The organism is Mammaliicoccus sp. J-M41 (assembly GCF_022385935.1).
In the GTDB taxonomy this organism is placed as follows: Bacteria; Bacillota; Bacilli; order Staphylococcales; family Staphylococcaceae; genus Mammaliicoccus; species Mammaliicoccus sciuri_A.
On sequence record NZ_JAJNIR010000003.1, the window covers coordinates 77,468 to 94,044 of the forward strand.

The 16,577-nt window shown below is 34.3% G+C and carries 14 protein-coding genes; 13 read left to right on the forward strand and 1 reads right to left on the reverse strand.

From position 1 onward, the window contains the following. The 9 genes from LQ686_RS02305 (at window position 1) to LQ686_RS02345 (ending at window position 9,960) form a co-directional block, all read left to right on the forward strand. Window positions 1–1,101 (forward strand): carbamoyl phosphate synthase small subunit, encoded by a 1,101-nt coding sequence (locus LQ686_RS02305; protein ID WP_025904583.1) that lies wholly within the window; start codon window positions 1–3, stop codon window positions 1,099–1,101. Next, window positions 1,094–4,267 carry a carbamoyl-phosphate synthase large subunit gene (gene carB, locus LQ686_RS02310; RefSeq protein WP_107590998.1) on the forward strand — a complete coding sequence of 1,058 codons (3,174 nt, stop codon included), beginning with the start codon at window positions 1,094–1,096 and terminating at the stop codon, window positions 4,265–4,267. Before LQ686_RS02305 ends, carB begins: the two co-directional genes overlap by 8 nt. Before the next feature lie 13 nt (window positions 4,268–4,280). Beyond that, window positions 4,281–5,039, forward strand: coding sequence for a dihydroorotate dehydrogenase electron transfer subunit (locus tag LQ686_RS02315; protein WP_239733122.1), 759 nt, complete (start codon window positions 4,281–4,283; stop codon window positions 5,037–5,039). Continuing rightward, a complete protein-coding gene (locus tag LQ686_RS02320; protein ID WP_025904580.1) occupies window positions 5,036–5,962 on the forward strand; it encodes a dihydroorotate dehydrogenase in 927 nt (308 codons plus the stop codon). The genes LQ686_RS02315 and LQ686_RS02320 overlap by 4 nt, the downstream gene beginning before the upstream one ends. A gap of 1 nt (window position 5,963) precedes the next feature. Further along, entirely contained in the window at window positions 5,964–6,656 is a 693-nt protein-coding gene (gene pyrF / locus LQ686_RS02325; RefSeq protein ID WP_107596663.1) for an orotidine-5'-phosphate decarboxylase, read from the forward strand. Window positions 6,657–6,661: 5 nt separating this feature from the next. After that, complete coding sequence (pyrE, locus tag LQ686_RS02330) at window positions 6,662–7,270, forward strand: orotate phosphoribosyltransferase (RefSeq protein WP_107596664.1); 609 nt, start codon at window positions 6,662–6,664, stop codon at window positions 7,268–7,270. A gap of 25 nt (window positions 7,271–7,295) precedes the next feature. After that, window positions 7,296–7,559, forward strand: coding sequence for a hypothetical protein (locus LQ686_RS02335; protein ID WP_025904577.1), 264 nt, complete (start codon window positions 7,296–7,298; stop codon window positions 7,557–7,559). 213 nt (window positions 7,560–7,772) lie between these two features. Next, window positions 7,773–9,305 (forward strand): SLC13 family permease, encoded by a 1,533-nt coding sequence (locus LQ686_RS02340; protein ID WP_232193881.1) that lies wholly within the window; start codon window positions 7,773–7,775, stop codon window positions 9,303–9,305. A 244-nt stretch (window positions 9,306–9,549) separates the two neighbouring features. After that, window positions 9,550–9,960 (forward strand): VOC family protein, encoded by a 411-nt coding sequence (locus tag LQ686_RS02345; RefSeq protein ID WP_107596928.1) that lies wholly within the window; start codon window positions 9,550–9,552, stop codon window positions 9,958–9,960. An 82-nt stretch (window positions 9,961–10,042) separates the two neighbouring features. On the opposite strand, the gene LQ686_RS02350 is transcribed toward LQ686_RS02345, so the two are convergent. After that, window positions 10,043–11,734 (reverse strand): Rqc2 family fibronectin-binding protein, encoded by a 1,692-nt coding sequence (locus tag LQ686_RS02350; RefSeq protein ID WP_107572716.1) that lies wholly within the window; start codon window positions 11,732–11,734, stop codon window positions 10,043–10,045. Between the two features lie 173 nt (window positions 11,735–11,907). Here LQ686_RS02350 and gmk point away from each other — a divergent pair, with 173 nt between their 5' ends. From gmk to priA, 4 genes are all read left to right on the forward strand, one after another. Further along, the gene (gmk, locus tag LQ686_RS02355) at window positions 11,908–12,531 is read left to right on the forward strand and encodes a guanylate kinase (RefSeq protein ID WP_025904573.1); all 624 of its coding nucleotides are present in this window, start codon (window positions 11,908–11,910) and stop codon (window positions 12,529–12,531) included. Beyond that, window positions 12,531–12,731, forward strand: a complete 201-nt coding sequence (gene rpoZ / locus LQ686_RS02360; protein ID WP_016911048.1) for a DNA-directed RNA polymerase subunit omega — start codon at window positions 12,531–12,533, stop codon at window positions 12,729–12,731. The genes gmk and rpoZ overlap by 1 nt, the downstream gene beginning before the upstream one ends. Window positions 12,732–12,896: 165 nt before the next feature. Further along, window positions 12,897–14,099 carry a bifunctional phosphopantothenoylcysteine decarboxylase/phosphopantothenate--cysteine ligase CoaBC gene (gene coaBC, locus LQ686_RS02365; RefSeq protein ID WP_107596929.1) on the forward strand — a complete coding sequence of 401 codons (1,203 nt, stop codon included), beginning with the start codon at window positions 12,897–12,899 and terminating at the stop codon, window positions 14,097–14,099. Further along, entirely contained in the window at window positions 14,096–16,504 is a 2,409-nt protein-coding gene (gene priA, locus LQ686_RS02370; RefSeq protein WP_107565734.1) for a primosomal protein N', read from the forward strand. The genes coaBC and priA overlap by 4 nt, the downstream gene beginning before the upstream one ends. Window positions 16,505–16,577: the final 73 nt, after the last annotated feature.

The following is a 16,577-nucleotide window of genomic DNA, read 5'->3' on the forward strand; positions in this document are numbered from 1 at the left end:
ATGAAAAATAAAAGATACTTAGTATTAGAAGATGGTACAACATATAAAGGTTATGCATTAGGTTCAGATGATTTAACAGTTGGAGAAATTGTTTTTAATACAGCAATGACAGGTTATCAAGAAACAATTTCAGACCCATCATATACTGGACAAATTATTACATTTACTTACCCGCTTATTGGTAACTACGGGATAAACAGAGATGACTTTGAATCATTAACACCAACTTTAAATGGTGTTGTTGTGAGAGAAGCGTGTGATTACCCAAGTAACTTTAGATCAAGTAAGTCTTTAGATGAAACGTTAAAATTCTATCATATACCAGGTATCTCAGGTGTTGATACAAGAAGTTTAACACGTAAAATTAGAAAATTCGGTGTCCTTAAAGCTGGATTTACTGATAATGCTGATGAAATAGAAAGTCTTGTTCAGCGCTTAAATACTGAATCGTTAAGAACGGACGAAGTTGAACAAGTTTCATCAGTTAGACCATATATTTCAACAGGTGATGGCTATAAAGTTGTATTAATTGATTACGGTAAAAAAGAAAATATCGTGAGAGAACTTAATAGAAGAGGCTGTGATGTAACAGTCGTACCATATCAAACATCATATGAAGAAATACTGAATATCTCACCAGATGGCATAATGGTTTCAAATGGACCAGGAAATCCTGAAAGTGTACAAGAAACCATTCAAACAATTAAACAATTAGTCGGCAAAATACCATTCTTCGGCATTTGTTTAGGACATCAATTGTTTGCATTATCTCAAGGGGCAACGTCTTATAAGATGAAATTTGGTCATAGAGGTGCCAATCATCCAGTACAAAATCTACAAACTGGAAAAGTAGATTTAACAAGTCAAAACCATGGTTATGCAATTGATGAAGCGTCTATTGCACAAACTGATTTAGAAGTGACGCATATCGCATTAAATGATAAATCAATTGAAGGATTAAGACATAAAAAATATCCAGCATTTTCAGTACAATATCATCCAGAAGCATCACCTGGACCGCACGACTCAAACTATTTATTCGATGAATTTATTGAAATGATTAAATTACATAAAGCGAAGGAGCGTACAATAAATGCCTAAACAAACTGATATAAAATCCATCTTAGTAATTGGTTCTGGCCCAATCATTATAGGTCAAGCTGCAGAATTTGATTATGCAGGCACTCAAGCATGCTTAGCACTAAAAGAAGAAGGTTACCGCGTAATACTTGTAAACTCTAATCCAGCAACAATTATGACGGACACTGAAATAGCAGATACAGTATATATTGAACCTTTAACTTTAGACTTTGTGAGTCGCATTATTCGTAAAGAACAACCAGACGCATTGTTACCAACTTTAGGTGGACAAACTGGTTTGAACATGGCAATTGAATTACACGAAAATGGTGTATTAGAAGAAAATAACGTACGTTTATTAGGTACACAACTATCTTCAATCGAACAAGCTGAAGATAGAGATTTATTCCGTACACTTATGAATGAATTAAATGAACCAGTACCTGAAAGTGATATCGTGAATGATATTGAAGGTGCTTTAAATTTTGCGAACGAAATTGGCTACCCGCTAATCGTGCGACCTGCGTTTACAATGGGGGGTACTGGTGGCGGAATTTGTCACGACGAAAAAGAACTAAGAGAAGTTGTTCAAAATGGCTTGAAATACAGCCCGGTTACACAATGTTTATTAGAAAAATCTATCGCTGGATATAAAGAAATAGAATACGAAGTGATGAGAGATAAAAATGATAATGCCATCGTAGTATGTAACATGGAGAACATAGATCCAGTTGGTATTCATACAGGTGACTCAATCGTAGTTGCACCAAGTCAAACATTATCAGACGTTGAATATCAAATGTTAAGAGATGTATCTCTAAAAATTATTCGTGCATTAAAAATTGAAGGCGGATGTAACGTACAATTAGCACTTGATCCAAAATCACTTGATTACTACATAATAGAAGTTAATCCACGTGTATCAAGATCGTCAGCATTAGCTTCAAAAGCAACGGGTTATCCAATTGCGAAGTTAGCTGCCAAAATAGCAATCGGTATGACTTTAGATGAAATGTTAAACCCTGTAACGGGCACATCTTATGCAGCATTTGAACCAGCACTAGACTATGTTGTTTCTAAAATACCGAGATTTCCTTTTGATAAATTCGAAAAAGGCGAACGTCATCTAGGAACACAAATGAAAGCAACTGGGGAAGTCATGGCAATTGGTAGAACGTATGAAGAATCATTATTAAAAGCGATTCGTTCGTTAGAATATGGCGTTCATCATTTAGGTTTACCAAATGGCGATGAATTTGAATTAGATTTCATTGAAGAGAGAATTAAAGCACAAGATGATGAAAGATTATTCTTTATTGGTGAAGCCATTAGACGTGGTACATCACTTGAGAGAATACATGAATTAACGCAAATTGATTACTTCTTCTTGAATAAATTCAAACACATCATCGATATTGAGCACGATTTAAAAGAGAAAAAAGGCGATTTAGACGCATTATTATGGGCGAAACAATACGGCTTTAGTGATAAAGTCATTGCACATAGATGGGAACAATCAGAACGAGACATATATGATTTAAGACAAGAGAATGGTATTAATCCAGTTTACAAAACAGTAGATACTTGTGCTGCAGAATTCGAATCAGAAACACCATATTTCTACGGTACTTATGAAGAAGAAAATGAATCTATAGTCACTGAGAAAGAAAAAATCATCGTACTCGGATCAGGTCCAATTAGAATTGGACAAGGTGTGGAATTTGATTACGCTACTGTACATGCTGTATGGGCTATACAAGAAGCGGGTTATGAAGCAATTATTATTAACAACAACCCTGAAACAGTTTCAACAGACTTCTCAATATCTGACAAGTTATACTTTGAGCCACTGACTGAAGAAGATGTAATGAGTATCATTAATCACGAACAACCTAAAGGCGTAGTCGTTCAATTTGGTGGGCAAACAGCAATCAATTTAGCAGATAAAATTTCACAAAAAGGTATTCAAATATTAGGTACGACGCTTGAAGATCTTAACAGAGCTGAAGATAGAAAAGAATTTGAAGCTTTATTACAAAAAATTGATGTACCACAACCATTAGGTAAAACAGCCACTTCAGTACAAGAAGCGATAGATAACGCAAATGAAATTGGTTATCCAGTAGTTGTGAGACCTTCATACGTACTTGGTGGTAGAGCGATGGAAATTGTATACGCTGAACCTGAATTGAGAAATTATATGGAACAAGCAGTTAAAGCAAGCCCAGAGCATCCAGTACTAATTGACCGTTATTTAACAGGTAAAGAAATTGAAGTAGACGCAATTTCAGATGGTGAAACGGTTGTCATTCCAGGTATTATGGAACACATTGAAAGAGCGGGTGTCCATTCAGGTGATTCAATTGCGGTTTATCCACCTCAAACTTTAACGGATGAAGAAATTAATTTATTAGTCGACTACACAACGAAATTGGCAAAAGGCTTAAACATAGTAGGACTTATCAATATTCAGTTTGTACTTTCTAAAGGAGAAGTATTTGTACTTGAAGTTAACCCAAGAGCAAGTCGTACTGTACCATTCTTAAGTAAAATTACTGAAATTCCAATGGCGAAGATTGCTACTAAAGCAATTGCAGGCATCACTTTGAAAGAACAAGGATATGAAAGTGGTTTAGCGCCATATAAAGAAGGTGTATATGTTAAAGCACCAGTATTCAGTTTTAATAAACTTAAAAATGTTGATATCACATTAGGACCTGAAATGAAATCGACAGGTGAAGTAATGGGTAAAGACAGTACGTTAGAAAAAGCATTATATAAAGGTTTAACAGCAAGTGGTTTAAAAGTACAAGATCAAGGTACAGCATTATTTACTGTAAGTGATAAAGATAAAGCTGAAGCACTAACAATCGCTAAGAGATTTCATGAGATTGGTTATAGAATTTTTGCAACTGAAGGTACGGCACAATACTTTAACGAACATGACATCCCAGTGTATACGGTTGGTAAAATAGGCGGCGAACATGATTTGCTATCTGTAATACAAAAAGGTGAAGTACAACTTGTGGTCAACACAATGACAAAAGGCAAAGTATACGAAAGAGACGGATTCCAAATTAGACGTGAATCTGTAGAAAATGGTATACCATGTTTAACATCACTTGATACGGCAAATGCTTTAGCAGATGTAGTGGAAAGTATGACATTTAGAACTGAACAAATGTAGTGGGGGGATTATAATGTCCGAGATAATGATAGTTGTATCAAATAATCAAATAGCAGACGCTATTTTTGAATTAAAAGTACGTGGAAATCTTACGAAAAATATGAAAAAACCTGGACAGTTTGTTCATATTAAAGCTGGTACAGGAACAGAACATATGTTGAGAAGACCAATTTCGATTTGTGAAGTGAACCGTGAAGAAGACACATTTACAATGCTTTTTAGAAGAGAAGGACACGGTACAGAATTGATTTCACAACTAAAACAAGGTGATCCAATAGATGTAATTGCACCTTTAGGGAACGGATTCCCAGTTGATGAAGCGCAAAATACTGCCTTATTAGTTGGAGGCGGTATTGGCGTGCCACCTATGTACGAATTGTCGAAACAACTCAATGTTAGAGGCATCAAGACGATTCACGTATTAGGTTTTCAAAGTGCTAAAGATGCATTTTATATAGACGAATTTAGTGCGTTAGGTGATACGTATGTTGCAACTGCAGATGGAACACTTGGTACTAAAGGATTTGTTACAACTGTTATTGAAAATTTAGACACACCCTTCGATATTTTTTACAGCTGTGGACCAAAAGCAATGTTGAAAGCTTTAACACTTCAATTAAGTGATGTGAAAGGTTATATTTCACTCGAAGAACGTATGGGGTGTGGCATCGGTGCTTGCTATGCATGTGTATGCCATACGGATAATGAAGCGGGTTATGTCAAAGTTTGTACAGACGGTCCCGTATTTGAAAAAGGAGCTGTCATCATATGAGTCGATTAAATATTTCGCTACCAGGGTTAAATTTGAAAAATCCAATCATGCCAGCAAGTGGATGCTTTGCTTTCGGAAAAGAATTCAGTCAGTTTTATGATTTATCAGAACTTGGCGCAATCATGATTAAAGCAGCAACTCAATTTGCAAGATACGGTAATGAAGCGCCACGTGTCGCTGAAACGGCAAGCGGTATGATTAATGCGATTGGCCTTCAAAATCCAGGTGTTCACCATATTATGGAACATGAATTGAAATACCTTGAACAATATGATGTACCCATTATTGCTAATGTTGCAGGTTCTACTGAAGAAGAATATGTTTACGTCGCCAAACATATTTCACAAGCATCAAATGTTCATGCACTAGAATTGAATATTTCTTGTCCAAATGTTAAAGAAGGTGGGATTCAATTCGGTACTGTACCTGAAGTGGCTAAAGAACTGACGAGAAAAGTAAAAGCTGTTTCAGAAGTGCCAGTGTATGTAAAGTTATCTCCTAATGTAACAAACATTGTAGAAATGGCGAAAGCTATTGCAGAATACGCAGACGGTATAACGATGATCAACACTTTAGTAGGATTAAGAATTGATGCGAAGACTGGAAAACCAATCATAAGCAATGTTATAGGTGGATTAAGTGGTCCAGCAATCAAGCCAGTTGCATTAAGAATGGTATATGAAGTCAGTCAACATGTTGATATTCCAATTATCGCAATGGGTGGCGTGAGAACTGCTCAAGATGTCATTGATTTCATTTCAGTTGGTGCTGATGCAGTGGCAGTTGGAACAGCAAACTTTGAAAATCCAACAGTATGTAAAGATATTATTGATGAATTACCTACATTACTCGACAAATTAGGTGTTGAACATATTACAGAACTTAAAGGTAGAACTTATAACCAACAAGGAGTTGTCAAATAACATGAAGAATACACCAATAATTGCATTAGACTTTGCAACTCTAGAGGAAGTTGATCAATTTTTAGATTTATTTAATGAACCCCTATTTGTAAAAGTAGGTATGGAACTTTATTTGCAAAATGGTCCTGAAACGATCAACCGAATTAAAGAAAGAGGTCATGATATCTTTTTAGATTTAAAGTTACATGACATTCCAAACACGGTTAAAGGCGCATTAAAAGGATTAGGTAAACTCAATATCGACTTAATCAATGTACATGCAGCTGGTGGTAAAAACATGATGGCTGCTGGACTTGAAGGATTACGTGAGACAAATCCTAATGCTAAATTAATAGCTGTAACTCAGTTAACTTCTACTACAGAACAACAAATGAAAGATGAACAAAATATTCAATCATCCATCAATGAATCAGTCGTGCACTATGCAAAAATGGCACATGAAGCAGGACTTGATGGTGTCGTTTGTTCACCATTAGAATCTAATTTAATTCAAGAACATATCGGCGAAACTTTCTTGAAAGTGACACCAGGTATACGTTTAGAATCTGATAAGACACATGATCAACAACGTGTGACAACACCAGAAGACGCTAAAAAATTAGGCTCAACACATATAGTAGTGGGTCGTTCAATTACGCAACATGAAGATCCAGTAGCAAGATATCACGAAATATTACAAAGATGGGAAGGATAATTCATATGACTCAAAATATCGCACAATCATTATTAGAAATTAAAGCTGTAACACTTTCACCTGACGATCCATATACATGGAGTTCAGGCATAAAATCACCGATTTATTGTGATAATAGAGTGACATTAGCATATCCTGAAATTAGAGAAAATATTTATCAAGGTTTAATTGAATTGATCAAAGAACACGCTCAAGATGCTGAAATTATTTCTGGTACGGCAACAGCAGGTATTCCGCATGCAGCATTTGTTGCGGATCAACTAAAATTACCGATGAGCTATGTGAGATCTAAAAGCAAAGGTCATGGTAAAGGGAATCAAATCGAAGGTGCTTTAAGCAAAGGGAAAAAAGTAGTTGTAATTGAAGATTTAATTTCAACAGGTGGTTCTTCAATTAATGCTGTTGAAGCTTTAATTGAAGATGGCGCGGAAGTATTAGGGGTATTTGCAATCTTTACATATGGTATTAACAAAGCAGAAGAAGCTTTCAAAGCAATCGATGTCCCATTTTATACTTTGTCTAATTATGATGAACTGATTTCAGTAGCTGAAAAAGAAGGTTATATCGAAAATAAAGATATAAAAACTTTAAAAGCTTGGAAAGATACTTTATAATAAAGTCAAGATAAGGGGGGTCTTTATGGAAAGCCAACATAAATTATCTGCTGCAGAAGAACAAGAGCAGATAAAAAAATGGGGACATATTAATGATTTTCTTAAAAAAGATTCTAATGCGAAACCTGACTTTAATCACTATGAAGTAAGAGACGAAAATATGTACGAACGTACAGGTTATTCGAATAACACAAACGTGAATAGACAGAGAAGATATGATTTAGGCGACAAAAATATATTTAAAAGTATCAAAAAAGAATTAGAAGCAAAAGGGTTCTTTGATGATTAATAAGACATTAAGAAAAAACTACTAAAAAAATTGGTATCAATTTTTTTAGTAGTTTTTATTTTTTAAGCATGAATATTCAGAAAATTGTATGAATTAAGAATGACGTTTGTTAAAATGTAAACGTATACACTTTTAAAGGGGGCGAAATGTATGAATAAACGTGATAATAAGTTTACGAATCAACTTTGGAAAGAAAGTGGACGTACGAAAGAAATGTTAAAGTTCTTTTCAACGGATGCATTAAAAAATCAAAATAAACCAGATCCTGAATTGAAAGCTTACAATACTGCACAACTTATCGGATTAATATTAGGTCCATTACTATTTTTAGTTGTGTTATTATTTTTCAAAGCAGATGGACTGAGTCAAAATGGTGTCTACGTTATGGCTGCCACTTTATGGATTGCCGTATGGTGGATTACTGAAGCTATACCAATTCCAGCAACAAGTTTAATGCCTTTATTCCTTTTTCCATTAGGCGGAATTATGGATAGCGCGACAGTTTCAAGTGCATATGGAGATGATATTGTATTCCTATTCTTAGGTGGTTTCATTATTGCAGTTGCGATGGAAAGATGGAATTTACATACAAGAATTGCACTCGTCATTATTAAAAGTATTGGTACGAGTACAGGTAGAATTTTATTAGGATTTATGATTGCAACAGGTGCATTATCGATGTTTGTTTCAAACACAGCAGCCGTAATGATTATGATTCCAATCGGTATGGCAATTATTAAAGAAGCGAATGAATTAACAGCTGAAGGTAATGACCATCACAACTTATCACAATTTGAAAAATCTTTAGTACTTGGTATTGGTTATGCAGGTACAATCGGAGGATTGGGAACTTTAATTGGGACACCGCCTCTTATTATTTTGAAAGGTCAATACGAGAAGATTTTCGGAGAAGAAATTGGATTCGGTCAATGGATGGTTATGGGTGTACCTACAGTCATTATCATACTCGCGATAACTTGGGCATATTTAAATTTTGTAGTATTTAAACATGACATGAAAGAACTTCCAGGTGGGAAAGAAATTATTACAAGAGAGTTAAAGTCTTTAGGTAAGACGACTTATGAAGAAAAAGTTGTATTCACACTATTCTGTTTAGCTGCATTTTTATGGGTATCTAGAGAATTCTTATTAGCACAATTACCTTTTACAGAATTAGTTAAAGATGGCACAATTTCAATGTTTATCGCTGTTATACTTTTCTTAATTCCAGCAAAACGCAAATTTGCTAGAATTCTTGATTGGTCAATTGCTAAAGATTTACCATGGGGCATTTTATTACTATTTGGTGGTGGTTTAGCAGTAGCTTCTGCCATTACAGAAAGTGGATTAGATAAATGGATGGGTAAACAAATTTCAGGATTAGATGGCGTCAATATCATCTTAATTATAGGAATTGTTACGCTGTTTGTATTATTCTTAACAGAAATTACATCTAATACTGCAACAGCTACAATGATCTTACCAATTTTAGCTACAATAGCAGTTGGTATTCATGTACATCCACTAGCATTAATGATTCCAGCAGCAATGGCTGCAAACTGTGCATTTATGTTACCAGTCGGAACACCACCAAATGCGATTGTATTTGGTACAGACAAAGTAACGATCCGAGAAATGGCGACAGCCGGATTTTGGTTAAACTTAATCAGCTGTGTGATTATCGTCGGATTTGTATGGTTCATGGTTCCATGGTTATTTGGCATAGATTTAGTAGCAAGTAAATAATTGAAATATAATTAAAAAAGCAATGCTTGGATGTTGATCCAAGCATTGCTTTATGTTGTATTTTAATCCATAAATAGTTTAATAAATATATATCCGACAATGATAATGGCTAACATAATGACGATCGGTAACAATAATGAAAGTGACATAAAACCTCTCCTTTGTCTTTAACGCTTAATAAGATTATACTAAATTATATACGATTTAAAAAATGATTAAAATCTGTTGATGGAGTGTTTATTCAATGATACCAAAAATTACGACATTTTTAATGTTTAACGGTGAAGCTGAAGAAGCGATTAATTTTTATACGTCTATTTTTAAAGATAGTGAAATTTTAACAATGGTTAAATACGGTGAAGAGGGACCTGGTGAACCTGGGACTGTTCAACATTCTATATTTAAAATAAATGGACAAATATTTATGGCGATTGACCAAACAAATGGTGTTGAAATTGAGATGAATCCTGCAATGTCATTATATGTAACGTGTGAATCAGCAATGGAAATGGAACATTTATATTCTAAACTTAAATCGGGTGGTGCGATTCTCATGCCTAAAACAGAATTACCACCAACATTTAGAGAATTTGCGTGGGTTCAAGATAAATTTGGTGTGAATTTCCAACTTGCTTTACCTGAACAACAGTCATAAATGCAATATATAAAAGAAAAACTTTCATAACTGATAAGCCTTTGAAAATGATTTCTGGCTAGTCAAGTTATGAAAGTTTTTGTTATTTTTTAAGTAATTTTTTAATGTCGTCATAATCAGTTGTGACATAAAGTGTTGTTTGACTGTCGTAAGTGACAAATCCTGGTTTAGCACCACTCGGTTTGTGGACATTCTTTATAGCAGTGTAGTCAACTGGGATTTGACCTGATTGACTTGCTTTAGAATAATACCCAGCAATCATTGCCGCTTCTTCGATTGTTTTTTGCGTTGGTTCGTCTTCTTGTATGACAACATGTGAACCTGGAATATCTTTCGTATGGAACCATAATTGATTTTTTCTTGCGACACGATGTGTTAAGTAATCGTTTTGTTTATTATTTTTACCTAATAAAATCGTTTGACCATCTGTAGAAATAAATGTCGTTAACGTAATTTTGTTAGAATTTTTCTTTTTCTTATTTTTACGTTTCTTAACAAAACCTTGATCTTCTAATTCTTCTCTAATGTCATCAATATCATCAACAGAAATATGGGCAAGTTGTTGTTCTAATGATTCGAAATATAAGATATTAGATTGTGTCAATTTGATTTGTTTATCTAACTCTATTTCACGTGTCTTAAGTCTGTTATATTGTTTGTAATAATATTGAGCATTCATTGAAGGTGATTTTGTTGGATTTAAAGGTATCGTAACAGGCTCATTGTTATAATAATTAATAGTTTCTAACGATTTGTCACCTTGTTTAATTTGATACATATTCGCCGTTATTAATTCTCCAAATAATTGTTGCTCATCTTTGTTACGAGCCGCTTCTCGCTCATTAATTAATTTTTCAAGTTTATGGCGATTTTTTTGAAGATGTTGGTCGACAATTTTAACTAAATCTAATGCACGTTGCTTAACGCGCTCTCTTTCACCACGTGATTCATAAAATCTATCTAAACATTCGTGTAAATTATCAAAGGACATATAGTCATTTCCGTAAGAATGTAACGGCATAAAGTAGAAAATTTCTTTCCCAGTCGAATCATCACTGTAAATAACAGGATTAGGTGATTGCTGAACTTCATCCATTACTTCATTAAAAGCTTCCACTAATGTTTCTTGATTCATAAATGGTCGTCTAGATGTAATCTCTTTCGTTATAAGCGGACTAAAACCTTCAAATTGTTGAAGAAGCTGTCGGTCAATTTTACCCGAATTAAAATCAATATATTTATTAATATCATCCACTTCGAAAGGATTTAATTTCTTAACAGTAGGTGGGTATTCATATTTGAAACCTGGCATAATTGTACGAGCAGTATTAGTATTAGGTGTATGGTGTTTAAAGCCGTCGATAATTTTACGGTCGCCATCAATTAAAATGATATTACTATGTCTACCCATAATTTCTAATACGATTGTTCGTTTTCTTAAATCACCAATTTCATCTCGAGAATGAACATCGATTTCTACTAAACGGTCATTACCAATTTGAGTAATACTTTGAATAATGCCGCCATCTAAATGTTTACGTAGAACTCTAAGAAACATTGGTGGGTCGAAAGGATTATCAAATTTTTCAGCAGTTAAGTGAAAACGACTGAAATTTGCATGTGTTGATAATAGTAATTGTTTATTTTTTCGTTCACTTCGAATTGTTAATATAATTGTGTCATTACTAGGTTCAGTAATTTTATGAATTCGCCCAGTTACGAGCGATTGTATATCTTCAACGATCTTTCTAGTAAATAAGCCATCAAAAGCCATTTGCATTCACACCTTTATCAAAAGTCAATTTATTGTAACATGTAAGGGATTAAATGAGTATAATTCTGTTTAATCTTTAAACGTCTCTAGCCATATAGAATTGAAATATGGTAAGATATAAAAAAACAAAATGATAATAAATCGTTAGTATTCATTAGGAAAGGTCGTTTGACATGAACATAGAAAAAGGGTTACTGATAGTGCTCTCTGGCCCATCTGGAGTTGGTAAAGGAACAGTACGTAAATCAATATTTGATGATCCGAGTACGGATTTTAAATATTCTATCTCTATGACTACTCGAAACATGCGTGAAGGAGAAACGGATGGCGTAGATTATTTCTTTAAATCAAGAGAAGAATTTGAAGCTTTAATAGCTGATGACCAATTTATAGAGTATGCTGAGTATGTTGGTAATTACTATGGTACGCCAGTACAATACGTAAGAGATACGATGGATAACGGTTATGATGTATTTTTAGAAATTGAAGTAGAAGGTGCTAAACAGGTTAGAAAGAAATTCCCTGAAGCATTATTTATTTTCTTAGCACCACCGAGTCTTGAACATTTGAAAGAAAGACTTGTCGGTCGCGGAACGGAATCAGATGAAATCATCCAGAACCGTATTCTTGAAGCGCGTAAAGAAGTTGAAATGATGAACCTTTACGATTATGTTGTTGTAAACGATGAAGTTGAATTAGCGAAAGAGCGTATTCAAGCCATCGTAGAAGCTGAACACTTAAAAAGAGAACGTGTTGAAGCACGTTACAGAAAAATGATATTGGAGGCAAAAAAATAATGTTATACCCACCACAAAACGAATTAAAAGACAGCATCAATTCTAAATATTTAGTTGTAACAACTGCAGCTAAGAGAGCACGTGAACTACAAGAACACCCTGACAGTTTATTATTAGATGAATATCGTTCATTAAAAAATGTAGGTCAAGCACTAGAAGAAATAGCAGCTCATAAAGTATATGCTAAATTAGAAGACTAATCATTTGAATTAACGAAAGACCTTTTATGTTTGGACGACCAATCCATACATGAAAGGTCTTTTTATTGAATATGGATATTGTAATTTAGATTCATGACAGTCTTTTTTAAAGAATGTATAATAAGTATAAAGTTTAAGAATCGAATTAATCGGAGGAGTACACAAATGAAGAATATACTTCTAGCTGTAACTGGGGGAATAGCTGCCTATAAAGCTATAGATTTAACGAGCAAATTAACACAAAGCGGCTATCAAGTGCGCGTCATGTTAACTGAACATGCGAAACAGTTTGTGACACCATTGGCATTTCAAGCTATCAGTCGCAATCACGTTTATACAGATACTTTTGACGAAAAAGATGTCAGTGAAATTCAACATATTACGTTAGCTGACTGGGCTGATGCAGTCATTGTTGCGCCTGCAACAGCTAATACAATTAGTAAATTAGCGAATGGCTTAGCAGATAACATGGTGACTTCAACATTACTCGCTACGACTGCTCCTGTTTTTATCGCACCAGCAATGAATGTTCATATGCTTGAACATCCTTCTACCGTTGAAAATATGTCTCGTTTAAGAAATTATGGTTATAAATTCATCGCGCCTGGGGAAGGTTATTTAGCTTGTGGTTATGTTGCAAGAGGTAGAATGGAAGAACCGATTACCATTTTGACAATTATTGATGATTATTTTAAAGAACAAGCACAACCAGAAACATTTGCTTTAAAAGGTAAAAACGTACTTGTAACTGCTGGACCAACAGTTGAAAAAGTAGATGCTGTACGCTATTTTACAAATCGTTCAAGTGGAAAGATGGGTTATGCATTAGCTGAAGCTGCAAGAGATTTAGGGGCGAACGTTACATTAGTAAGTGGAGAGACAAATTTAACGCAACCTGTTGGCGTAGAATTTGTTCAAGTAACAAGTGCTGAAGATATGTTCCAAGCTGTTAAATCACGTATGAATGATATGGACATGATTATTAAAGCAGCAGCAGTCGCTGATTACACACCAGTTGAAACTTCTGAACATAAAATGAAAAAGAAAGATGGCGACTTGCAGCTTACATTTAAAAGAACGACAGACATCCTTAAATATTTAGGAGAACATAAAGGTAAGCAATACTTAGTTGGATTTGCTGCTGAAACAGATAATGTCGAAGAATATGCAATGGGTAAATTGAAAAAGAAAAATGCAGATGTCATCGTTGCCAATCACGTTGCGAATGAGGCAATTGGTTTTAGATCTTCAGATAATGAAGTAGATATGTATTTTGCAAATGGAGATAAAGTACCAATTGCTAAAGCTTCTAAACAACAAGTGGCCATCAAAATTTTAAATGAAATTACTAGTAGGTGGGAAGATTGATTGCAAATGTAGTCGTAGATATTCCAGCTAAAAATGTCGACAAAATATTTGATTATTTAATTCCGCAAGATATTGAAGATATCGTCAAAGTCGGTGTTAGAGTTGAAGTGCCTTTTGGTCCACGTAAAATTCAAGGGTTTGTCATTGGCATAAGTGAAGAATTAACAAGTGACATTGATCAGTCTAAATTAAAATCAATCATTCGTGTTAAAGATTTTAAACCAGAGTTAACAGCGGAACTCATTGAACTGAGTGAATGGATGTCTAACTTTCACTTAGTTAAGCGTATTTCGGCTTTAGAAATTATGTTACCGAGTGCTGTCAAAGCTAAATATCAAAAAGTATATTGTGTTGCTGATCCAGAAGGGATTCCTGCACAATATTTAAATCATTTTAATAAAGAAGGTATTTTAACATTTGAACAAGCGCAACAACTTCAAATTGTTTCTATTTTAGAAGACTTTGTAGAAAATGAGGCAATTATAAAAGACACAATTGTAGGTCAACAACTTACAAGAAAATATGTAACTTGTGTAAGAATCGTCCCTACAGATCGATTAGATGAGATTTTGATGTCATTGAGTAAAAAAGAAAAACAACTTGATGTCATGAACTATTTAATTGAACATAGACGAGAAGATGTCATGCTCAGAACATTAAAAGAAGAAGGTTTCTCAGAATCGAGTATCAATACGCTTGTTAAAAATCAAATATTAGAAAAATACGATGGCATTATGAATAGAGATCCGTATGAGCATCGTATTTTTGAAAAAGAACATAATAAAGCATTAACTGAAGCGCAACATGAAGCTTTTACACAGATTGATGAAGCGGTTCGTAATAATGAATCGAAGACGTTTCTTTTACATGGTGTGACGGGTTCAGGGAAAACAGAAGTATACTTACAAACTATTGAGAATGTACTTAAAAAAGGTGAACAGGCGATTATGCTTGTACCTGAAATTGCATTAACACCTCAAATGGTTAACCGATTTAAAGCGCGCTTTGGTGATGAAGTTGCTGTATTACATTCCGGTTTATCTAAAGGTGAAAAGTACGATGAATGGCAAAAAATAAGAGATGGTAAAGCGAGTGTTTCAGTCGGTGCAAGATCAAGTGTCTTTGCACCATTTGAAAAATTAGGTCTTATTATCATTGACGAAGAGCATGAAGCAACGTATAAGCAAGAAGATTATCCGAGATATCATGCAAGAGAAATCGCGATATGGAGAAGTGAATATCACAAATGCCCAGTCGTATTAGGATCAGCTACACCAAGTCTAGAAACTTTTGCACGTGCAGAGAAAAATGTTTATCAATATTTAGGATTACCAGATCGTGTAAATCAACAGAAAATGCCTGAAATTGAACTCATTGATATGAGGGAAGAACTTCAAGAAGGTAATCGTTCGATGTTCTCTAATGACCTGACTAAAGCTATTCAAGATCGCATTGATAAAGGGGAACAAATTGTATTGTTCTTAAATAGAAGAGGACATTCATCATTTGTATTATGTAGAGATTGCGGACACGTACCACAATGTCCAAATTGTGATATCTCGCTTACATATCACAAGACACATGATGATTTAAAATGTCATTATTGTGGATACAGTGAACCTATGCCTCAAAGATGTCCAAGTTGTGAAAGTGAACATATACGACAAATGGGTGTTGGCACGCAGAAAGTCGAAGAAATTATATATGACACATTCGAACGCGCTAAAGTTATTAGAATGGATGTCGATACCACTTCGAAAAAAGGAGCTCACGAAAAATTATTAACAGCTTTCGGGAATCAAGAAGCAAATATTCTGTTAGGGACACAGATGATTGCTAAAGGACTGGACTTTGAAAATATTACATTAGTAGGCGTACTTAATGCAGATACGATGTTAAACTTGCCAGATTTCAGATCGAGTGAAAAGACATTCCAATTACTGACTCAAGTTGCAGGTAGAGCAGGGCGACATGAGAAACAAGGCGAAGTCATGATTCAAACATATAATCCAGATCATTACGCTATCTTAGATGTCACAAGCAATGATTATATGTCCTTTTACCAAAAAGAAATGAAATTTAGACAGATTGGTAAGTACCCACCATATTATTATCTTGTGAATTTGACTATTAGTCATACAGATATTAAAAAAGTATTAAAAGCATCCAAGCATATACATGGTATATTGTTGCAACACGTTACAACACAATCCTTTGTATTAGGACCATCACCAAGCCCGTTGTCACGTATTAATAATAGACATCGATTCCAAATATTAATTAAATTTAAGAACGAACCAGATTTATTAACAGCCTTACAATATTTAGATGATTATTATCACGAGCAATACTTAAAAGATAAACTATCACTAGAAATAGACATTAACCCGCAAATGATGATGTAAATAATTGAAAAATACCCTTAATTGCCAATGTTTGTAGCTTATAAATATATTTTTAAAACTATCAAAGGGCAAA